Annotated in this window: 19 protein-coding genes and 1 pseudogene; 10 read left to right on the top strand and 10 right to left on the bottom strand. The window is 62.5% G+C overall.

Annotated features, from left to right (window positions below):
• From CH293_RS26855 to CH293_RS26845, 3 genes are all read left to right on the top strand, one after another.
• Positions 1–364, top strand: a 364-nt coding sequence (locus CH293_RS26855; RefSeq protein WP_141217237.1) for a copper resistance protein CopC, incomplete at its 5' end; no start/stop codon positions are given.
• Between the two features lie 10 nt (positions 365–374).
• Entirely contained in the window at positions 375–1,337 is a 963-nt protein-coding gene (locus CH293_RS26850; protein WP_032370888.1) for a cytochrome c oxidase assembly protein, read from the top strand.
• A gap of 32 nt (positions 1,338–1,369) precedes the next feature.
• Positions 1,370–1,660, top strand: a complete 291-nt coding sequence (locus CH293_RS26845; RefSeq protein WP_052053811.1) for a DUF4229 domain-containing protein — start codon at positions 1,370–1,372, stop codon at positions 1,658–1,660.
• Positions 1,661–1,732: 72 nt separating this feature from the next.
• Here CH293_RS26845 and CH293_RS26840 read toward each other — a convergent pair whose 3' ends face one another.
• On the bottom strand, positions 1,733–2,152 hold the full coding sequence (locus CH293_RS26840; protein WP_094650287.1) for a hypothetical protein: 420 nt from the start codon (positions 2,150–2,152) through the stop codon (positions 1,733–1,735).
• Between the two features lie 117 nt (positions 2,153–2,269).
• A complete protein-coding gene (locus tag CH293_RS28345; RefSeq protein WP_155288467.1) occupies positions 2,270–2,446 on the bottom strand; it encodes a hypothetical protein in 177 nt (58 codons plus the stop codon).
• 57 nt (positions 2,447–2,503) lie between these two features.
• On the opposite strand from CH293_RS28345, the gene CH293_RS26835 reads away from it, so the two are divergent.
• From CH293_RS26835 to CH293_RS26820, 4 genes are all read left to right on the top strand, one after another.
• Entirely contained in the window at positions 2,504–2,971 is a 468-nt protein-coding gene (locus tag CH293_RS26835; RefSeq protein WP_230593005.1) for a TniB family NTP-binding protein, read from the top strand.
• A 1,532-nt stretch (positions 2,972–4,503) separates the two neighbouring features.
• A complete protein-coding gene (locus CH293_RS26830) occupies positions 4,504–5,193 on the top strand; it encodes a ParA family protein (RefSeq protein ID WP_032370995.1) in 690 nt (229 codons plus the stop codon).
• Positions 5,194–5,418: 225 nt separating this feature from the next.
• The gene (locus CH293_RS26825; RefSeq protein WP_329946442.1) at positions 5,419–6,072 is read left to right on the top strand and encodes a ParB/RepB/Spo0J family partition protein; all 654 of its coding nucleotides are present in this window, start codon (positions 5,419–5,421) and stop codon (positions 6,070–6,072) included.
• Between the two features lie 321 nt (positions 6,073–6,393).
• Positions 6,394–7,554: a tyrosine-type recombinase/integrase gene (locus CH293_RS26820; RefSeq protein ID WP_094721978.1), complete on the top strand. Its 1,161-nt coding sequence runs from the start codon at positions 6,394–6,396 to the stop codon at positions 7,552–7,554.
• Between the two features lie 685 nt (positions 7,555–8,239).
• On the opposite strand, the pseudogene CH293_RS28720 reads toward CH293_RS26820, so the two are convergent.
• From CH293_RS28720 to CH293_RS26790, 6 genes and pseudogenes are all read right to left on the bottom strand, one after another.
• Positions 8,240–8,503 (bottom strand): annotated as a pseudogene (locus tag CH293_RS28720) (WhiB family transcriptional regulator); the annotation flags it as partial.
• Positions 8,504–8,539: 36 nt separating this feature from the next.
• Complete coding sequence (gene pyk, locus CH293_RS26810; protein ID WP_094721976.1) at positions 8,540–10,009, bottom strand: pyruvate kinase; 1,470 nt, start codon at positions 10,007–10,009, stop codon at positions 8,540–8,542.
• Positions 10,010–10,066: 57 nt separating this feature from the next.
• Complete coding sequence (gene eno, locus CH293_RS26805) at positions 10,067–11,353, bottom strand: phosphopyruvate hydratase (protein WP_094721975.1); 1,287 nt, start codon at positions 11,351–11,353, stop codon at positions 10,067–10,069.
• A 96-nt stretch (positions 11,354–11,449) separates the two neighbouring features.
• The gene (locus CH293_RS26800) at positions 11,450–12,622 is read right to left on the bottom strand and encodes a glycerate kinase (protein WP_094721974.1); all 1,173 of its coding nucleotides are present in this window, start codon (positions 12,620–12,622) and stop codon (positions 11,450–11,452) included.
• A gap of 53 nt (positions 12,623–12,675) precedes the next feature.
• Entirely contained in the window at positions 12,676–14,145 is a 1,470-nt protein-coding gene (gene dctA, locus CH293_RS26795; RefSeq protein ID WP_032407677.1) for a C4-dicarboxylate transporter DctA, read from the bottom strand.
• Between the two features lie 135 nt (positions 14,146–14,280).
• Positions 14,281–15,381, bottom strand: a complete 1,101-nt coding sequence (locus CH293_RS26790) for a tartrate dehydrogenase (RefSeq protein WP_094721973.1) — start codon at positions 15,379–15,381, stop codon at positions 14,281–14,283.
• Positions 15,382–15,586: 205 nt separating this feature from the next.
• Between CH293_RS26790 and CH293_RS26785 the strand changes: the two genes are divergently transcribed.
• Positions 15,587–16,495, top strand: coding sequence for a LysR family transcriptional regulator (locus tag CH293_RS26785; protein ID WP_094721972.1), 909 nt, complete (start codon positions 15,587–15,589; stop codon positions 16,493–16,495).
• Between the two features lie 204 nt (positions 16,496–16,699).
• On the opposite strand, the gene istB is transcribed toward CH293_RS26785, so the two are convergent.
• Together istB and istA are read right to left on the bottom strand one after the other, a co-directional pair.
• Positions 16,700–17,473 (bottom strand): IS21-like element helper ATPase IstB, encoded by a 774-nt coding sequence (gene istB / locus CH293_RS26780; protein WP_032385531.1) that lies wholly within the window; start codon positions 17,471–17,473, stop codon positions 16,700–16,702.
• Between the two features lie 46 nt (positions 17,474–17,519).
• Positions 17,520–18,854 carry an IS21 family transposase gene (istA, locus tag CH293_RS26775; protein ID WP_008720775.1) on the bottom strand — a complete coding sequence of 445 codons (1,335 nt, stop codon included), beginning with the start codon at positions 18,852–18,854 and terminating at the stop codon, positions 17,520–17,522.
• Between the two features lie 631 nt (positions 18,855–19,485).
• On the opposite strand from istA, the gene CH293_RS26770 reads away from it, so the two are divergent.
• Both CH293_RS26770 and CH293_RS26765 read left to right on the top strand, forming a co-directional pair.
• Positions 19,486–20,442, top strand: a complete 957-nt coding sequence (locus CH293_RS26770) for a DUF2971 domain-containing protein (protein ID WP_176460137.1) — start codon at positions 19,486–19,488, stop codon at positions 20,440–20,442.
• Positions 20,443–20,683: 241 nt separating this feature from the next.
• A complete protein-coding gene (locus CH293_RS26765) occupies positions 20,684–21,679 on the top strand; it encodes a hypothetical protein (protein WP_255123000.1) in 996 nt (331 codons plus the stop codon).
• Positions 21,680–21,798: the final 119 nt, after the last annotated feature.

The following is a 21,798-nucleotide window of genomic DNA, read 5'->3' as shown; positions in this document are numbered from 1 at the left end:
GGGCCCCGACGTATCGGTCCTGCTCGAGGACGGACTCCCCAACGGGGAGTACACCGTCGGCTACCGTGTCACCTCCGCGGACGGGCACCCGATCACCGGGTCGTACGGTTTCTCCGTCGACGTTGCGGCGACCGCCACCCCTCAGGACGCCGCTGCACAGCAGTCGCAGGGCGGTGCGACCTCGACCTCGCCGACTCCTGTTACCACGGCTACGCAGCCCTACGATCCCAACAATCCCTCCGCCAGCGAAGACCGGCCACCGAAACAGAACACCATGATGCTGCTCTCCATCGTGGGCCTGACTGTCCTCGGTCTCGCTGCCATCGCCCTGACGTTGGTGATCCGAGGCAAGGACAAGCAATGACAGGGTCCCGATGAACATCGCCGCAGTAACTCCCCCGGAAGGCCCGCCGACGCTGGCAGCGTTGCTGAGCTTCGATGTACCGCCGCTCCCGATCCTGCCGATCGCCGGCATCGTCATGGCCGGGCTGTACTGCTGGGGGCTCTACCGGGTCCGCGGTCGAGGTATCGCGTGGTCACGGTGGCGGAGTGCGAGTTTTCTGCTCGGCTGCGCGGCGCTGGTCCTGGTGACCGGACTGCAGGTCGAACGCTACGGTTACAGCCTGTTCAGCGTCTTCATGTTCCAGCATCTGACGTTGTCGATGACCATCCCACCGTTGTTGGTGGTGGGTTCGCCCGGACGACTTTTGTTGCGTGCCACCGCTCATCACGGAACCGGGCGGTGGGTACTGATCGCGGCGCTGACGGGGTTGCGTAGCCGCGCCGGGCGCATCGCGCTTCACCCCGGGCTGACGATTCCGTTGTTCCTCTTCAGCTATTACGGTCTGTATCTGTCGTCGATCTTCGATGTTCTCGCCGTCAGCGAGATCGGGCACGTATCGATGGAGATCTTCTTCTTCGCCAGCGGGCTGCTGTTCATCATCCCTGTGCTCGCCGTCGGCCCCCTCCCTGTTCGGCAGAGCAATCTGGGCCGTATGTTCGACCTGTTCGTCGAGATGCCGCTGCATGTGTTCTTCGGTGTCATCCTGATGATGTCGAGCACCCCCATGCTCGCCACGTTCGCCTCCCCTCCCCCGCAGTGGGGTGTCGATCCGATAGCTGATCAGAAACTCGCCGGGGCGCTGGCATGGTCCTACGGTGAGCCGGTGGCCCTGCTGGTGGTGCTCATCTTCTGCATTCGATGGAACCGAGACGAAAAAGAGGAATCGGCCGTCGCGGATCGCCACGCCGAAGAAGACGGATACAGCGAACTGAACGCCTACAACGATTTCCTCAAGCAGATCGGCACCGAAACCCGGCCCCGCACCCTACGGTGACGCCCGCACAACTACGCACGACAGGACGGCCGATGCCACTGATCCGCACACCCGCAACCCCCCAGGGGCAGCTCGTCTTTCATGTGCTGGCCTACAACGGCGTACGGCTGATACTCGTGTGCGTCGCTGCAGGCGTGATCTTGGCCGTCGACGCGCTGACGACCCTCGACATTCCCTTCGTATTGGTACTACTCGCCGCACTTGCCGCAAGCCTGCCGCTGTCGGCACTGACTCTGAGGAAACGTCGCCGAACCATCAACGCGGACATCGAAGCTGTCGATCGCGCGCGCTCGATCAAGAAGCGAGGTCCCGCGGCGGGATGACCCCGTAGCAGAACTCTCTGACGCCGGCGTACGCATTCACGGCATGGCCGTATCGTTCTTGTCGATCACTGTTCACCCGACCCACTCGATGTGTGGTTGCGCTTCTGGTTTCGGCGCGCCATCGAGCAGTTCGAGGGTGCGTTGCAACAGATTCTCGATCCGATGCTCGAGATCATCGGTTATGTCGGACACATCGGCCAGATCGGTGTGGGCACGGCGGCGGGCATCGATACCGATTCGGTAGTAGTCCGAGTCCAGTGCAGCTGCAACGGGTTGCGGCGGCGAGCCGGTCATGTCCGCTTCCAGCGCGCGATCACCGAGGAGCAGCGACCGAGGCGGTCGTGGGTCGTGTCGAGGCGGCTGCCCAGTGCGATGGGCATCGACGATCCATCCGACCCCTGCCGGGGACATCGACTGTGCGGGGAACGGCATGTGGCCCCACCGGTCGATCGGCACGGCGACGGGACCTGGGTGCACCGACCATCTGGTCATGTCGGGAAAAGCGTTCGCCTGCAAGTGCTCTGAGAAGAACCTGGCCTTCCCGCTGCCCCCAACAGTACGGCATGAAGCGCATTACAGTACACCCGAAATCGGTTATCTCACTGACTATTACGCGACCGATACCTGGATACCGGCGAGGGTGGCGCGCACCATCTCGTGGCCACACGGGGTGTCGTGGCCGAGCCCGCGGTGGGACGAGAGGGCCTCACCTGGCAGTGGCTGCGGATGCAGCGGCCACGGGCGAACGTACGCATCATCGGGCATCGCCGCGAGCCGCGCGTTCACGCGAGGTGGCGCTCGAACTGGCGGCGCCGCTCGGTGGGACCGAGGTACAGAGTGCGCGTGAGCACCGATGAGGTGATCGCTACGGTCATCGACCATCTGGAGACGTTGCTGTCGTGGCCGGACCGACAGCGTATGCCGAACCTACTGTTGCTCGGTCCGACGAACAACGACAAGTCGATGATCATCGAAAAGTTCCGGCGCACTCATCCGCCGATCAGCTTGTCCGACCGCGAGCAGATACCGGTGTTGTGCATGCAGATGCCCCCGGACCCGTCACCCGGCCGGTTCTACCTCGCACTGCTCACAGCGTTGGGAACACCGACCAGGCCCCGCAATCGGGTCCACGAACTCGAACAGCAAGCATTGATGCTGCTCCGCGCCACCGGCGTGAAGATGTTCGTTCGTCCAGACCCTGACACACCTTCATCCGTTCCCTCCTACGAAGCGCTTCTCCTTAGAGGACACAGAGCCTGGACCATTGGTGCCAGCCCACGATTCGACTCACCTGTTGCCCCAATCCCATAGGAGCGCGATTATGTTCGCTCCATCGATGTCAGGATGCAGCCTTGCCAGCGTCGCACTCGGCCTGAGCGAGGCATAGCACTGAAGCCTGCCTCGAAGGGCGCGCTCGAACGGCAACACGAAGAGAGCTCGACGCAAGGGTGCAGCTCTGTACCACTCCAAGGTCAAATTCAATCTTTACCGCGGTAAAGGTCGCCAAGATATGGAACGGGTCACCCGGACTCCAGGCTCTGCAGGCCCCGGTCCCCCAGCGCATCAAGCGCATCCACGATTTAACTCAAGCAAATGCACTCAACAGGAAGTTCCCCAGCACACGCCAGCCTCGTTAAAGCGGATTCGATTGAATATTGTCTATCAAAGGCCCGCCGCCACCTTCGGCCGGCCTTCGAATGCGCACCGCCAAAGAACCCGGAACTTCGACTGCAAATCGGCCAGATCCCGACGCTTGTGGGTGCGACGCTTTTCGTCACAGTGACGAAATTGGGTGGGGTGCGACATCCTGCCCCCCGGTCTTACTTCGGCGCGAACTATCGCGATTCACCCTACGTAAATCCGCCGCAAGGCGTTGCCGGCCAAACCAAGGTCCTACGAGATGGCTGAAACTAACTGCCGACAAGAAATGAAACTCAAGGCCTCACTGGAGCCCACATCACCCCACCACCCACTCGCATTTACTGAATCATCACCTTGCGGTGAGAGATCAGCCTTTACCGCGGTAAAGACGCGACAACGCCAAGGCTCAGGACCTAGCGCCTTGACAGTCCGCCGGAATTGGGCGAAACGACCAAACTGGGCCTGCCCGAAAACCCTAACGAAAACTGTTGCACCCTCACTACGATATCGGCCGGCCGATTGCATCAGAAGAGCCTGGTCGCGCATGATTGCAGTGCACTGCAACAGCAAGCAACTAGCGCGTACTTCGAAGTGCAACGACTGTTGCAGAACCAACGCCAGGTCGCGCCCAGAAATCTTAGTACGACGCGCCTCAGCGGGCCTTAAAGACATCCGACGGGCGTGGTGCCGGCACTTCGTGTATCACCATACCTAGCAAGCCTCCCGACTAACTGCTGTCGACCAGCGAACCAGCCAACGTTGGGGACGGCTGCCGTCCGCAGCCCTGCTCGCTGCTTCAATGACACAGTCCTCGCACGAATCTGCAACGGTGTAGCTCCCACACCCTCGGGTCAGAAGTCTGAATACCAGTAGTTGATGGTGCGACAGGCGGACTTAAGCACTGCCCACCTTCACTGATTTGACGTCTACCGCGGTAAAGATTTAGCCGGTAAGTACCACAGCGCGTGGACGAGCCAGTGAGCGCCGAGGTCCAGCGGGGGAGTCTGCCATCGGATCACAGACATGACCCGGCGAGTCGAAGCTACAACCGAACACTCTGGAGGCATAGTGATGTACATTTCGAGGGCGCAAGCAACTCCAGCGCTGCGCGTTCTCGCGGATCTTTACCGCGGTAAAGATCATCGCCAGAACACCACACCGAAGTAGCCGCACCGCGGTGAAGCAAACGGAAGGTGGGCTCAATGCCCGTACACGTAATAATCAGCCAAAAGGGCGGAGTGGGGAAGAGTACCCTCACGATGAACCTGGCGGCAGTCAAGAATGACGTCTTGACTCGCTCCGGAGCCAAGCAGAGCGAATCGCCAGTACTGGCAGCTTCGATCGACCCTCAGGGCTCGGCAGTGTGGTGGGCCGAAAGAGTGCAGGACCTTCCCTTCCGGGTCACTCAGATCGACGACCCGGAAATGCTCCGCCATCTGCCAAACCTGGATGGAATCAAACACGTTTACGTCGATACGCCGGGCTGGATCGGCGATCGTCCTGGGGCTGTAGATAACGGCACTTCAGGACAAGCGCTCGACACTGTACTTTCGGTGACCGATCTCGCGATCGTCCCGATCGTCCCGGAGCCACTCAGCTTCGACCCGACGGCCCGCACAATCTCCAAAGTGCTTGAGCCGAAGGGAATCCCATTCATTGTCGTCATCAACAACTGGGATCCAAGAGACGGCCGAGTCGACCTGGAACAGACCGAAGCATTCGTCCAAGCGCAAGGTTGGCCACTCGCCAACACCGTTGTTCGGCACTACAAGGTGCACAGTCGAGCCGCAGCTCAGGGGCAAGTGGTTACCGAGTACCCGCCAAATCGGGCATCGCTGCAGGCACGTGAGGACTTCCAACGCTTGTGCCTTGAGCTGGAAGTAGGTAAGTAAATGGCAACATCACAGAAGTCCCGGGGCGGTCGGGTCGATTTTTCTAGTCTGGTTGGTTCAGTGGGGGACAAGTCGCCCGTGGATGCATCCATCCCTGTGGATGGCCAATTTAGACCAGATGTGCCTCTGTCCGAACTAGTGGCCAACCCTCGGAATCCGCGCTCAGCGGTCGGGGATCTCGCCGATCTGGCTACAATCGCGGAGCGGCAGCTTCAACCTGGGACAGTGGTTACGAGCGCACGGTGGCTCGAACTTTGGCCAGAGGACGTCGCCAGAATCGGTTCCGCACGTTGGGTTGTGGTCAACGGCTGCCGAAGGCTTGCTGCGAGCGAGAAGTATGGCCGCAAGGGAATGGATGTGGTCGTTCAGGACAGCCTTGCAACATCCAAAGAGGCCATCCTGTGGGCATCAATAGTCGAAAACCTGGACCGGCAAGACTTCGACGTTGTCGAAGAGGCAGAAGCTGTCAACCTTCTTGTTACTGAACTCGGAAGCGCCACCAAGGCCGCTCAAAAATTGGGGCGATCAGAAGGCTGGATCTCGCAGCGGCGCGCATTGCTCAAGCTAGAGCCTGAGTTGCGGGAGAAACTACGTTCAGGCGATCTCGCGATCCGAGACGCTCGGGCGCTGGCGCAGATTCCGTCTGCGGAGCAGGTCGCTGAGTGGTCTTCACGCCAGCAGAACCCACCATCGCCGAAAGCAAACGAGAAGAAACCACGCCGACCCTCCGATGCTGACAAGCAGATCGCATCACGCAGCGCCGCAATCCGGGCGCTGATGAAGCTGAAAAGCGATCCCCACTCTGTGGCAGTCGCGATCAGGGAAGCGCTCAACGAGGAGGACATACGTGAGCTGGTGAAGACGCTTCGAGGCATCTGACACAGCTCATCCAACCAAGAAGGCCTCGGCGGAAAGCACATCCGCCGAGGCCTTGCTGCTGAGCCTCCGATTCGGACCAGTGGGGAAGTGGAGCGGAGGCTTAAGCCCAGGTAGCCGGTCTGTGTCAGAAGCGCGACCCACCACTTCGCCAGCTCTGATCGGTCGCCAATGGCACTCTTGCAGATAGAGCTTCCTACTCACCCTTACTTATTCAGATTAGACCAACGTAAATTGCATTTTCCGCACCGTCTACCCCGAAATGCCAGTTCAGCACAGTTTTTGCTCAGCAGACCTGTCGGTGACCTGCGCTAGGCTGCCGGTATGGACTTCCGACCAGGCCGGGCACCTGTAGTGAGCACCGCCGGACGTGTTTCCACCGCTGTAGAGCCCGAAATCCCGCCGGCCGTGGCCAAGCGCATCGCGAAAGCTGTCGCGTCGTCCCGGTCCGAGGGGACTCGGCGTACCTATGCCGCAGGGTGGCGGCGCTTCGCCGGGTGGTGCGAGCGAGAGGGACACGCGGCGTTGCCTGCACATCCGGTCACGGTGGCTGCATATCTCGTCGATGCCGCGGACACCCGCACCGAAACGGGGGAGCGGGCTTACGCCGTCGCCACGTTCGGCACCTGGATCGCGGCGATAAACCACCAGCACCGCACCACGGGACATCTGTCTCCGTCGGCACACGAGCTCGTCACCGCGACATTATCCGGGATCCGCCGCGAGTATGCCGCGGCGGGGGATCGGCCGCGCACACCGCGGGACCCGCTACTGGTCGACGACATCAAGGTCTTCGTCTCGACGGCGCGGAAGCGATGCCGGGGGTGGGCCGACGCGGTACTCGAACGACGCGATTCGGCAATCCTGCTGCTCGGGTTCACCGGCGCGTACCGCCGCAGCGAACTCTCGGAGCTCTTGTGCGGCGACGTGACCGTGCACCGGCACGACGGCCTACACATCCGGCTACGGAAATCGAAGACCGACCAAGAGGGCAGGGGAGCGATGAAAGCCTTGCCGTACACCGAGTCTCACGAGACATGCCCGCCCTGCGCGTACGTCCGCTGGGCACAGGTCGTGGCCGCGTTCGATGCTGGTGGCCGCCCGTCCGTGATCCGACTGCTCCGTAAGCAGGAGCCATTCGCCGAGCACGTGTGCCGTGGGGGAGTGCCCCGCACCGCAGCCCGCGCCCCGCTACTTCGTGCCGTCGCCAAGAACGGCAACCTCGGCTCCACATCGCTGTCCGGTGCCGCGATCCACCAGACCATCCGCCGACGCGCCGAACATGCCGGCTACGACCCCACCGCGCTCGCCAAACTCGGCGGCCACTCGCTCCGCGCCGGCTTCGTCACCCAAGGCACCCGCAACGGCGCCGACGGATCCGCCATCGCACGCCAAACCGGGCACGCCAGCCTCGACTCCGTCGAGGTATACCGCCGCGAACACGCACCACTGGTGGGAAACGCTGTGAACCAGATCGGACTGTAGTGAGTCAACTGAGCGGAATTGTGTTCGATGCAACTGTGCGACAGCGAGTACGGAATTCGTGACCTTCCCGTGAACGCTAAACCCAGCGTATCGTTTTCGGGCTTCGCGCCAACGTCGGCCTGCGTATATGCATCGCACACTGGACGAGATTCAACGTCGTTGTGTTTGATGCAACGCGTGGGTGGGGGGCTAAAGCCCCAGGTGCGGCGCATCTGGTCTCGGTTCCTGAGCGGCGAGGGGGACGATCAGACCGCGATTACGCCGGTGCGCCGAATTGCGGGCAACCAGAAGCACTGGCTTATCGTGCCGAATACCGCACCTTGAAATTTCGTCACTCCGCCAGTCATATCCGCGGGCAAGGTAGTGAGAGTGTTCTCTCCTTGAGAGGGGCCGCCGATGATGAAGGTAACGGTTGGCAACCCTGCATGTCACTCGTCTTACCGTGCCGTTCGAATGCACGGTTCGGTCAGAAACCGGGTTTCGGACGTCGGTCATCAACGTCGTAACTACTGTCTACGGCGACCGTTGACTCAGGACGCAGCTCTCGGCGGCGGTCTCCGGCGCTGAGGGGGGCGCCGGCTGGTGCCTCGTGGCTTTGACCATCTCGGCGCATGGGTGGTCTGCGCACGGGAGGCCCGATTCGATGTCTCGGACGAGGAACATGAGCCGGTGCGGTGAGAGTTGCAGCGCGTTCGCGCGCTGACATTCCACCCCAGACTCCGTATGACTCTGCGTTGTTCAACGCGTGGCTTCGGCAGTCGTTGAGAACTGGGCACCGAGCGCACACCTGTTTGGCGGTCTCCTCCGCTCGTCGGAGTTCGCTTCCGCGTGTACCGCGGGCCGGGAAGAAGGTCGATACGGCAAATCCTCGGCAGTGGGCATGCAGTTGCCAGTCCCAATTGGATGTAAGTGGGGCCGGGAGGATTCCGGTAGGAAAATAGATTCTCATGGTTCCTCGGTGCGGGTGGTTCGGCGACGGTGGATGTCAGTCGTTGTGGCCGATTCGGTGGACGCGGATCATGGTGGTGGTACCGGTCAGATCGTGGGGTCCGCCGGCCACGATGACGACGAGGTCACCGCGTCGATAACGGTCCATGCTCAACAGCGCCCGGTCGACTTGTTCGATCATGAGGTCGGTGGATTCGGTGGGCTCGACGACGAAGGTCTCGCTCCCCCACGTCAGTGCGAGTTCATTGCGTATCTCCGCAACCGGGGTGAACGCGAGCACGGGCAGCGGCGTGTGCAGCCGCGCGAGGCGGCGGACGGTGTTGCCGGAACGCGTGAAGGCAACCAGGGCGCAGGCGCCGAGTCGTTCTGCGATGTCGCGTGCTGCATAGGACACCACACCGGCTCTGGTCTGGGGGAGATGGGTCAACGGGGGCACGTCGGTGGAATGAGTTTCGACCGCATCGAGAATCCGCGCCATCGTGCGCACTGCGTCGACAGGGTATGTGCCGATCGATGTCTCGCCGGAGAGCATCACTGCGTCGGCGCCGTCGAGTACGGCATTCGCGACGTCGGCAGCCTCGGCCCGGGTGGGGCGCGAGTTGTCGATCATCGATTCGAGCATCTGAGTTGCGACGACAACCGGGCGGGCATTCTCACGGGCGATTTGGATTATGCGTTTCTGTATCAGCGGTACGTCCTCGAGAGGCACTTCGACGCCGAGGTCGCCGCGCGCGACCATGATCGCGTCGAAGGCGAGCACGATGGCTTCGATGTCCTCGACTGCCTCCGGTTTCTCGATCTTGGCCATCACCGGGACGCGCCTGCCGACTCGGTCCATGACCGCGTGTACCCGGTCGATGTCGGACGGTGACCGGACGAACGAGAGCGCGACGAGGTCGACGCCCATGCGCAGCGCGAACTCCAGGTCGTCGATGTCTTTGTCCGAGAGAGCGGGAACGGAGACATTCATACCGGGGAGGGATACCCCTTTGTTGTTGCTGATCGGCCCGCCTTCGACGACCCGGCACACCACGTCGTTTCCGTCGATGTCGATGACAACGAGGGTGATCTTGCCGTCGTCGACGAGAAGTCGGTCCCCAGGCGATGCGTCCTGCGCGAGTTGGCTGTAGGTGGTGGATACTCGCTCGTGGGAGCCGTCGCAGTCCTCGACGGTGATGCGAACGATGTCTCCGGCCGCCCAGAGGGCGCCGCCGTCGGTAAATCTGCCGAGCCGGATCTTGGGTCCTTGGAGGTCGGCGAGGACGGCGACGGCACTGCCCAGTTCGTGTGCTGCGCTGCGGACACGGTCGTAGTTCTCTCGATGATCCTGGTGTTCGCCGTGGCTGAAATTCAACCGTGCGACGTTCATTCCTGCAACGATCAGGGCTCGGGTTGCGTCGTCGGTCGCGGTAGCAGGCCCCATTGTGCAGACGATTTTTGCGCGGTGGGGGGAGAACATCGGCGCGAGCTCATCGGGCCGGGTGGAGTGGACGTCGGTCAGTGTCATCGGAATCCTTTTGTGTCGCCGTGTTCACCTCAGTCGGAACGCGGGTGTGATCGGCGGTCAGTGGGGCAGAGCGAACCGGGGGAATGCAACGCGGCCGGCGTAGTGAGCGCTCTTGCCGAGGAGTTGTTCGATGCGCAGAAGTTGGTTGTATTTCGCGACGCGCTCGCTTCTGGCCGGCGCGCCGGTCTTGATCTGACCGCTGCCGACTGCGACAGCGATGTCGGCGATGGTGGTGTCCTCGGTTTCGCCGCTGCGGTGGCTGATCATGGTTTTGTAGCCGGCTCGGTGCGCGAGGTCGATGGCGTCGAGGGTTTCGGTGAGCGTGCCGATCTGATTGAATTTCACCAGCAGAGCGTTGGCGGCACCGAGGTCGATACCATCCTGAATTTGTGTGGGGTTGGTGACGAAGAGGTCGTCGCCGACCAATTGAACAGCGTCACCGATGTCCTCGGTCAGACTGACCCACCCTGTCCAGTCGTTCTCGCTCAGTGGGTCTTCGATGGACACCACGGGATAGTTGCGAATCAGCTCACGGTAGAACCCGATCATGTCGCTGGTGGAGCGGTCCTTGCCTTCGAATCGGTATCCGGCCCCGTCGGTGAAGAACTCCGACGCGGCGACGTCGAGGGCGAGTGCCACGTGGTCGCCGAGGCAGAACCCTGCGGTGTCTACGGCGATGGTGATGAGGTCGAGGGCTTGGCGGGTGTCGGCAACGTCGGGTGCGAATCCGCCTTCGTCGCCCAGTCCGGTCGACAGGCCCTTGTTCTTGAGCACCGACTTGAGGGCGTGGTAGATCTCTGTTCCCCAGCGCAATGCTTCGTCGAACGAATCGGCAGCGAGTGGGACGATCATGAATTCCTGAACGTCGACTCCTGTGTCGGCGTGCGCGCCGCCGTTGACGATGTTCATCAACGGTACGGGTAGGACGTGGGCATTGGACCCGCCGATGTAGCGGTACAGGTCCATACTTACGGCAGCTGCTCCCGCTCGTGCGACTGCCAGCGAGACACCGAGAAGGGAATTCGCTCCGAGACGCGACTTGTCTGCTGTGGCGTCGGTGTCGATCAGGATGCGGTCGATGCGTCGTTGATCGTGGACGTCGCATCCGACGACGGCGGGGGCGAGTTCGGTGCGGACGGCCTCGACCGCTCGGCGCACACCTTTGCCGTTGTACCGGTCCTGTCCGTCGCGGAGTTCTACCGCTTCGTGTTCGCCGGTGGATGCACCAGACGGGACAGCAACGCGTGCCGAGGTTCCGTCGTCGAGAACGATGTCGACCTCAACGGTGGGATTGCCACGGGAATCGAGGATTTCGCGGGATATGACCTGGCTGATGGTGGGCACGGGGGAGCTCCTCTGGAATATGTATGCGGCCAGTCCGGATGCGAGGCGGGCGTCGTGTGCCCGCGCGCCGGGCGTCCCCGGACAGCGGGCGAACGGTCAGCGATACGCGCGCCCCGCCGCAGCTGGGACCGACGACGCGGTCGGTGTACGCGGGGTGTCGGCGGCGTTGTCGAGTGCGATGTCGCGTCCGATGCGCACGAGCAGCTGGGCGGTGAGTTCGGGGTCGCGTGAGGTATCGCGGCCGGTGTAGTCGGTGAGGGAGCGGATGTCGCTAAATCCTGCTGTGTGCCAGCGTGATCTGGGGAGTGTATTTCGTCCTGCGGCGACGATGACGGGTACCGGTTGTGCTCGTCGTGCTAGGACGGAGAGCAGTTTGCCGTGTTCGGTTTGCTCGTCGATGCTGCCTTCGCCGGTGACGACCAGATCCGTACCGGCGAGGTGTTGTTCGAAGTCGAGTAGGTCGAGGAAGTACTCCGCTCCCGATGCCATGCGGGCACCGAGTAGCAGTGCTGCGAAGCCGAGTCCTCCTGCGCTGCCCGCTCCTGCGGTGTCGGCGAGTTCCCTGGCCTGGGTGTAGCCGCTGCGGGCGAATGCTGCGACCAGAGTGTTCAGGCCTTCGTCGAGGTAGTGCACCGCATCGGGGTCGGCGCCTTTCTGCGGCCCGTAGACCGCCGCGGTGCCGGTCGGCCCGGTCAAGGGGTTGGTGACGTCGCCTGCGATGACGAGGTCAAGCCCGGTCAACGACGCGGCCTGGGAGGTGTCGACGGTGTGGATTTCGGTGAGTCTGCGTCCGCATCCTCGGACTTGGCGTCCCTCGGCGTTACGAAAGATGTAGCCCAGTGCTGAGAGCAGTCCGGTGCCGCCATCGGTGCTGGCGCTGCCGCCCAGCGCCAGCACCAGTCTACGAGGTTGGTGTCGAAGGGCGCTTTTGACTGCTTGACCCATTCCGAGGCTGGTGGCCTCGAACGGCGAGCGGCGACCGAGCTGGAGGGTGCCCAGTCCGCATGTGTTGGCGACTTCGACCACCGCGGTATCGCCGCGGTGGGCGATCGTCGCGGTCTGCGGTGTGCCGGTGGCTCCGGCCACGGTGATCGTGTTGGGGGTGAAGCCGGCGGCGATGGCGGCGTCGACGCTGCCGTCACCGCCGTCGGCGAGGGGGAGCGCGGTGGTGTGGGCTCCGCCCGAGGTCAGTCCAATCGACAGGTGCTCGGCGACGTCGCCCGCGGTCAGTGATCCCTTGAACTTGTCGGGTGCGACAAGAACCCTCATGGTCGGCCTCTCTCGGTGTTGGCGAAGCAACGGACGGGTGTGCAGGTGGCCTGTCAGTGTCGGACCGAGCTCGCGGACGACGCCGGTGCGGGGAGATGCTCGTGTCGGCTGCCGGGATCGTCTTTGACGAGGTCGACGTCGCGGTGGTGGTGTTTGTCTGCGGGTTCGTGTTCGAGGATTTCCATGTCGAAGTCGTTCTCTACTTCGCCTTCGGGCGGGGGGAGTATTTCCCCGGCGAAGACGCGGCGGGCGCGGTCGACGTCGAGTTCGCCGTTCCACTTGGCGACGAACAGGGTGGCGACGGCGTTGCCGATGAAGTTCACCAGTGCCCGGCATTCGGACATGAACTTGTCGATGCCGAAGATGAGCATGATGCCGGCGGCCGGGATGGTGCCCAGCGTGCTCAGTGTTGCGGTCAGGGCGATGAATCCGCCGCCTGCGACACCTGCGGCCCCCTTGGAGGTGAGCAGCATGACGCCCATGAGTCCGAGCTGCTGCGCGATCGTGAGGTCGGTATTGGTGGCCTGGGCGATGTAGAGCGCGGCGAGCGAGAGGTAAATTGCTGCGCCGTCGAGGTTGAAGCTGTAGCCGGTGGGGACGACGAGACCGACGGTGGTCTTCTTGACGCCGGCGTACTCGAGTTTGCGCATCAATCCGGGCAGGGCCGGTTCGGCGGTGGAGGTGCCGAGGATCAGCAGGAGTTCTTCTTTGAAGAAGCCGAGCATGCGGAAGATGTTCAGGCGCAGGTAGGCCATTACCGATCCGAGGACGACCACCACGAAGAGCGCCGAGGTGACGTAGAAGAGCAGGATGAGGCTGCCGAGGCTGGTGAGGGTCGAGACGCCGTACTTGCCGATGGCGAATGCCATGGCGCCGAATGCGCCGAGCGGGGCGAGCTTCATGATGAAGCCCAGGACTTTGAAGATCACTGCGGTGAGGCGTTCGACTGCGTCGCGGATCGGGTCGGCGATCTGTCCGACAGCATTGATGGCGACACCGAAGATGACGGCAAGGAAAATGACCTGCAGGATGTCGCCTTCGACGAAGGGGCCCACGACACTGTCCGGGACGAGGTGAGTGATGAACTCCCACCACTCCTTTTCTTCGCCTGCCTTGATGAAGCTGCTGGCGGAGTCGGTGGTTTCAAGCGATGCTGCGTCGGCGTTGACACCGTCACCGAGCCGGAAGATGTTGATCGCTACCAGGCCGGTCATCATCGCGATGATCGTGCCGACCTGGAAATAGGTCAGCGCCTTGATGCCGGTGAGGCCGACCTTCTTCAGGTCGGCGACCGAGGCGATGCCGCCGACGATGGTCAGGAACACGATCGGTCCGATGAGCATCTTCATTGCAGTGATGAAGGTGGTGCCGATCGGCTCCATCGCTTCGCCGGTGCTGGGCCAGAGCCATCCGACGCCGATACCGGCGATGATGGCGACGATGACCCAGAAATAGAGCTGTTTATACCAGGGTTTCTTGACCGTGGTCGGTTGGTAACTCGCTGTGCTGCTTGTGGTTCCCATGAGATTCACCTCTGGTGAGAGTTCGCGATAGTCAAGGTTGTGGTCGAGAGTTACCGACCGACTGTGGTGTCGGCCGGCTCGACGGGATCACCTGTCGAGCCGGCCGGGTCTGGCGTGGTGCAGGTCCAATCAGGATCAGGCTGGGGTCAGAGCGTTCTCCAGTGCGTGCACGATGGCTTCGGTGACCTCGTGGGTGTCCGAGGTGCCGCCGATGTCGCGGGTCAAAGCTCCGTTGCCGGTGGCGGTTTCGATGGCAGCTTCGACGCGGCGCGCCTCGTCGTGCAGGCCGAAGTGGTCGAGCATGAGTGCTGCGCTGGCGATCGCGCCGATCGGGTTGCTGATGCCCTGGCCTGCGATGTCGGGGGCCGAGCCGTGGACGGGTTCGAACATGCTCGGGAAGCGGCGCTCGGGGTTGAGGTTGGCGCTCGCGGCGATACCGAGGGAGCCGGCGAGGGCGGATCCGAGATCGGAGAGGATGTCGGCGTTGAGGTTCGAGGCCACGACGACCGAGAGGTCCTCGGGGTGCAGGATGAACTTGGCGCTCATGGCGTCGACGAGCACGCTTTCGGTGGTGACGTCCGGGTAGTCGAGGGCGACGCGCTTGAAGACGTCGTCCCACAGCACCATTCCGTACTGCTGTGCGTTGGACTTGGTGACACTGGACACCTTTTTGACGGTGCGGGTACGCGCGAGATCGAACGCGAAGCGCATGATCCGCTCGCAGCCTTTCTCTGTGAACAGGGCGGTTTGTAGTGCAACCTCGTTGCCGGGGCCGCGGCCGCTGAGGTTGCGTCCGCCGAGTCCGGCGTACTCGCCTTCGCTGTTCTCGCGAACGACGACCCAGTCGAGTTCGGTATGGTCGGCTTTGCGGAGCGGGGACTGGACGCCGGGCAGGAACTTCACCGGTCGGACGTTGGCCCACTGGTCGAAGTTCTGGGTGATGTTCAGGCGCAGCCCCCACAGGCTGATGTGGTCGGGAACGTTCTCCCAGCCGACGGCGCCGAAGTAGATCGCGTCGTAGCTCTCGAGGGTTTCGAGTCCGTCGTCGGCCATCATCTTGCCGGTCTCGGCGTGGTACCCGCAGCCCCAGGGGAATTCGTCCCACTGGAAGGCGAACTTGCCGGCGGACTGTTCGGCCAGGACGTCCAGTACGCGCTGGCCCGCCTCGACGACCTCGCGACCGACACCGTCAGCCGGGATCGATGCGATCTTGTAGGTGGTGAGTTCGGTAGCCATGAGTTCCTCCGTAGTAGTGCACATCACATTCTGTCTTGAACCATTAAGCGGTCACAGGCGGGCGTGCGTCCATGACCAAAAGCCGATGCGTCTTATCGGTTTTTCCTAACTGTGAAAGATTCCCGCAGCTAGACTGGCCAGCAGACAAATTTCGGTCAGCCCTACACACCTGCACACCCGGCGCAACCGGAAGGAGCGATCCTGTATGGATGCGCGGCACCTGAAGTACTTCCTGGCCGTAGTCGACGAGGGCGGCATCAACCGCGCGGCAGAGGCGTTGCTCATTGCGCAACCATCGCTATCCCAATCGATCGCGACGCTGGAACGGGAACTGGGTGTTCCGCTTTTTCATCGCATCGGACGCAGGCTGGTACTGAGCGAGGCGGGTGCGACCTTGATCGGCCCAGCGCGAGTGGTGCTGCGTGATCTCGACGACGCCACCGCATCGATCGATGCGCTGAAGGGTCTGCGACGTGGACGCGTGGATCTGATTACGATGCCCTCGCCCGGGATCGAACCGCTGACAACGATTCTGACCCGGTTCAGCGCGTCGTATCCCGCTGTGACGGTGAACGCCGAGGCTGCGTTCACGCCGGAAGAGGTACTGCATGCGGTACGAACCGGGGCATGTGAAGTGGGCATTCTGGGCTCGCCCAGCGAGGTCCGCGCTCCTGAGCTCGAGGTCGTTGCGCTGGAGAGTCAGCCGTTGATTCTCATCTCGAGCGTAGACGCGGTTACACCGGACTCACCGGTCATCGAACGCTCCGAGCTGTCCGGGTTACGGCTGATCGTCTCGCAGCACGGTTCCTTGATGAGAACGCTCGTCGACGATGTTCTTGCGAGCGGCGTCGATGCCACCATCGCCGCCGAGGTAGCGCACCGCACCTCCATCCTGCCTATGGTGCTCAGTGGATTCGGTCAGGCAGTGATGCCATCGTCGTGGGCTCCGACCGCGCGCCAATCAGGAGCCAGAGTGCACCGCATCGTTCCCGAGTCCTATCTGCACGTCGCTGCCGTGTGCCGGACAACCCATCTCACGCCGCCCGCACACAAACTGATGGACGTCGCACGACTGTACGCAGCGGGCCACCCAACATCGTGGGAAATAGATTGATGCACAAGACTCAAGAGGTTTTGCCAAAAACATGAGCACTGCTGCGTCGGCCTGGAGGTGACACGCCACGGGAGCCTCACCTCGTCCTCGTAAAACAGGATGCCGGTGTCCTCCTGCTTCACCAGCTTGCACCCTCCCAAGCTATCGGTGGACGACCTCACGTGTCGGTCTGTGTACGACCTGACGTGTCGGTGTCCGGCAGGTTCATGATGCCGGTGCCTCCACTGGTGTGACAAGCCCTTGCCGGTCTTTGAGCCGGTAGCTGGGGCCGTTGATGGCCAGGACGTCGCAGTGATGAAGGAGTCGGTCGAGGATCGCGGTGGCGAGGACGTCGTCGCCGAGGACGGTTCCCCATTCGGTGAAATGCTTGTTGCTTGTGATGATCGTGGAGCCCTTCTCGTATCTGCGGCTGATCAGCTGGAAGAACATGTTGGCTTCGTCGCGGTCGAGGGCGAGGTATCCGACCTCGTCTATGACCAGCAGAGATGGGCGCATGAGGTTCGCGAGTTGCCGGGGGAGCCGGTTTGCTGCGTCGGCGGCTTTGAGCTTTCGAACGAGGTCGTCGAGGGTGGTGAAGTAGATCGACTTTCCGGCTTGGCAGGCAGCGACCGCCAGCCCGATCGCGATATGCGTTTTCCCTACTCCCGGTGGTCCAAGTATCGCGATGTTCCCTGCGCCGGTGAGGAATTCGAGGGTGGCAAGGTCTCGGATGCGGCGCGGTTCGAGTCCGGGTTGGAAGGTGTAGTCGAAGTCGTCGAGGGTTTTGTGATGGGGAAGCCCGGAGAGTTTGAGGGCGTTGCGGAACCGCCGGGATTCTCGGACTGCGACTTCTTCGGCGAGGAGGTGGTCGACGAAGTCGAGGTATCCCATCTGCGCGGAATCTGCGCGGGCGGCGGATTCGGTGACCGATTCGGCGGTGTGACCGAGGCCGAGCCGGAGGGCGTTGTCGATGATCCGTTGGGTGGTCAGTGAACTCATGAACGGTGTCCTGTCGTGGAAGATGCTGTGGGATAGTGGTTCACGGTCAGACGGCGTAGGCGGACAGTGGTCGATGTTCGACGTGGACGTGTCCGACGAGTGAGATGACTTTGGCGGTCAACGGGTCGCCTGCGTCGACCGAAGGTGACGGTGTGCCCTCCGCGGGGTTTGTATCGACGCGTCCGTCGGTGGTGGCACGGGTGTGACCGTCGGGCAGTGACGCCCAGTGCGCCTGGTCGACGACCCAGGCGCCGCGGACCTGCGAGCGAGCGTGGACGGCCAGGACGGTACCGCCGGCACTGTCGAGGGTGGCGATGGCGATGTTGTCGGCACCGGCGCGTACCTGTACTCGTTGACCTGCCCGGACGCGGTCGGCGGGTACGGAGTAGAGCGATGCCTCGAACGAGATCAGCGCGTCGTTTCCGATGCGCCGTAGGTGGGCTTCGGCGACAAGATACGGCTCGGCCGGGGCAGGACGTAGCGCCGCGTGATCGACGACGGCGCGGGTCCCGATGACCTCACGGTGAGTACGGTGCACCTGAGTCCGGCGGATCGGAACCCAGTCCATGAAGGTGCGGTCGGTGCTAGCGAGATCGGTGAACGTGCGACCGGCCAGGACGTGATCCCGAACGATCTTCACTTGCCGTTCTACACGGCCTTTGCCGGTGGGCCGGTACGCGGCGAGGACGTCGATGTCGAAGCCGTAGTGCCCGGAGAATGCGACGGCTGCTGGATGCAACGGGACAGCATGTCCGGGACGGACATGTTTGCGGACAATGGTTTTGGTGCGGTCGTAGACGATCGAACCCGGGACGCCACCGAAGTGCGCGAAGGCTCGGATGTGGCTGCCCCAGAACGCGGCGGCGTCCATCGAGTGGGTGTAGCAGCAGAATGGGTCACGGGAGAACGAGAGGACCATGTGGAAGGAGTAGACCTTGCGTCCGGTGCCGAAGAGATCGCCTTCATCGCCCCAGTCGACTTGTGCTTGGGCGCCGGGGATGGTTTCGAATCGGCGGTGTAGATTGCCGAGCCCGGATTCTTCTGCGCCGAGTTCGTCTCGGATGATGGGTCTGGCTGTGCTGCAATAGATTTTGACTCGTTGGTAGTTCACGGTCACGGACTTTTCGTTGGTGAGGCGTTCGTGGATGACCGAGGCTGCGATGGTGATGTCGGCGCGGAGCATCTCTTCGATCAGTGCGGCGATGTCGTCGGTGATCGCTCGGGGTTGTGTTCCTGCTCTCGAGGTTCCCTGCGGTGGATGCGTGGGTGCATCGTCGGCGAGGTATCGGCGGACAGTGCGCCAATCGCAGCCGCATTCGCGGGCGATGTCGGCATAGGTCGCGCCGGCCTCGTGCAGGGCTTTGAAACGTCGGATGTTCATCCAAGACTCTCCATCTAGGATCATGGCAAGGGCCACCCTTCGGGTTCGTCAACTTTGGCGGTAGACGATTCGAAGGGTGGCCCTTGTCGTGGGCGAGTTACGACAGGACTCGCCGAGCACCTACATATGAGGTTGTACGGGGACCATCACGTGAGGGTGTACACCGATACAAGCCGGCGGCGACGAGACCGAACCGCTGGTCGCTCACCCATCCCCGGATGCGTAACGGCGATTCCAGGGGAATCACGGGGCCCGCTTCGACATCGACCGCAGCGTGGAAGTTAAGGGACTCGATCTGCGTGGGTCGCCGGGAGTTTCTTCACCCGACCGAGGCCATCGACATCAAGGTCGTCTTACCAGGCACAAGAGGCCATAGCCGGCAATTTCGGCGTAGGTGTTGGAGTGGCCGAAGAGTAGTCCAGGCGGCACTACAGACCGGCTATCCGACAATCACCGGCAGTCAGCTGAGCCGTCGATCGTCAACGCCTGTTGACGGTGCGGAAACTGCCCACAGACGCCCACTGGACCGCCTCAAACCCGCCCGACAGCCGTGGTCGAGAAAGGATCGCGACGTAAGGCCGCGTCAGGAAAGACACCGACCGGACGGTCGACCACGGCTAGCATGCGCTCGGTGACCGCCGACAGCGGATGCGATCAACTCAGGCATCCTGGCCTCATGACCCACAGCACCCTTGCCCAATGCTCTCACTCGCTCTATCACTACACCGACATCCACGGTCTGTTCGGCATTCTCGACAATCAGGAGCTGTGGGCAACCGATCTGAGATTCCTCAACGACCTCAGCGAGCAGAAACACGGGGAAGAACTACTGGACAGAGCGTTCGCAGACTGCATCGCGCAATATAGTTCAGAGTCCGTCCCAGTAGATGGCAGCAGCGATTACAGGATGGTAGACGCGCTGAAAGACATCTGGAGCACCTCCCGACAAATTCGCGGTGACTACGAACCCACAGCCGTCCAGTACTCCGTCACCTGCTTTTCCGAAGCACGTGATCAGCTGAGCCAATGGCGCACGTACGCAGCCGACGGATATTGCTTGGAATTTGACACGTCCGATCTGCTGGAACACCTGAATTTTGTCCCACAGACCGGAACAAGTGCCGACCACGCTTTAGCCACCGACATCAGGCCCGTCCACTACGGCGATTCCGGTTACGAAGAATTGAAAGAGTTAGTCGAAACCACTGCGCGAGAATGCATCCCGCTCAACAAGACCGAAGCCCATGGATCCTATCGTGCTGGACACAGTATGAGCTGGGCAATGCGCATTGCTGCACATGCCATCTTCCTGAAGAGCGATGCATTCACCGAAGAACGGGAAGTCAGAGCGCTAATTAGCTCGGGTCGCGCGATCATCACGCCCGGACGATACGGACTTGTTCCTCGAATGGCTATCCCAATCCCGCGCAACCTCGTAAAGGCAGTCATGGTAGGCCCCAACGCGTACGCGGACCTTCAGGAGGCTTCGCTGAAAACCTATGGGGCCAACCACATGACAATGAATCGGAATGGAACAGGACCTTACCGCTTTCGAGTCGAGAGGTCGGCGATACCCTTCCGACGGTAAGTGGCATTCTCGAAACGCGACGACCCACGCGATGCCGACATCAACCGGCGGCCTGCCCATCTCCGCGCCATAGCCTGTAGCTGCCGCTGGCCGACCCTTGGACTACCAACTGAAGGTTGGTCGGGTCTGCAAGACGCGGTCGCGGTAGTTGCTCGTCAACGGTGGTGTTGCCAAGGCCCACTCTGGGGTTCCCGCGTTCACTAGGCCAGACCGGTCAGCCCGTCCAGGTACGGTCGCACCTGTGACACCGAGAATGAGCACGGTGGGCGGTTACAACTACCAATGGTCGCTGTTCGTCGACTGGTGCGCCGCCGCCGACGTCGATGCGCTACCCGCGTTGCCGATCACGCTGGCGGAGTTCCTCGCCGAAAACCCCGCCGGCGACGCGGTTCAGCTGCGCCGGGTTTCCGCAATCAACCGCACTCACCGCGACGCCGGCCTGCCCGCTCCCGGACAAGTCACCTCGATCCGGATCGCACTCGACTCGGCACGTAGCAACAGAACGATCCGGCGTGCCGAGCAGTACCAAGCGATCGCGGCCGCACTGCTGACCTCCGGATCGACGGCTGCACTGTTCGGCCGCCGCGACGCCGTCCTTCTCCTTCTCACCGCAGCTGGCCTGTCTTACAGGGCAATTGCAGCTCTCGACCGCACAGATATCAGCGCCGACGGCGACAGTGTGTGGATCGGCGGCCGCCACCGAATCCACATCGCTCCCAACGACGCCACCGATTTCGTGCCGGCCTCGATATGGCATCGGTGGCACACGGTCCTGCAGTTCTCCGAGCGCTACCCCTCGACGAAGCTCCTGGCAGAACATCTGCAGCGCAACACGTTTCCGGATATTGCCGCGTTGCCACACCGCCCGGGTCCGGTCGCGGTGCCGATCGACCAGTGGGGCCACATGCCCTTACCGGCCACGGCGATGACCGCGGCCGAGGTCGGAGCGGTGATCGCCAGGCACCTCACCGGCGTATCTCCACTGCACACCCCACGCCGCCCCATCATCAGACCGTCCGATGGTACTGATCGGAGTGACCCGATCGCCGCGCCGGAGCCGATATCCACTGACCTCGACTCCGGGTATTACCGCGCGGGTGTGGAGGCACGTCGGCGCGCCCACACGGCGCTGGCCGATGTACCGGACATGGTCGACGACGTCGAGGACCGCATCGAACAGCTCCTCGAACGCACCCTGCAACTCCTCGACTCGTCCGACAGCGGTGGTCGCACCTGAGACATCGGGCCCGAGATCCGGCGCACGGAGACCCCCGCCGTCGTACACCTCATCGAGCACAGCGATTGGACACCAACTCGTTGTCCCAAACGGGACCCAACACCTCAACGCATAACCGC

The sequence above is a fragment of the Rhodococcus sp. 14-2470-1b genome (genome assembly GCF_002259415.1).
GTDB lineage: Bacteria > Actinomycetota > Actinomycetes > Mycobacteriales > Mycobacteriaceae > Rhodococcoides.
The sequence above is the reverse complement of the archived record's forward strand: the minus strand, read 5'-3'. Positions and strand labels throughout refer to the sequence as shown.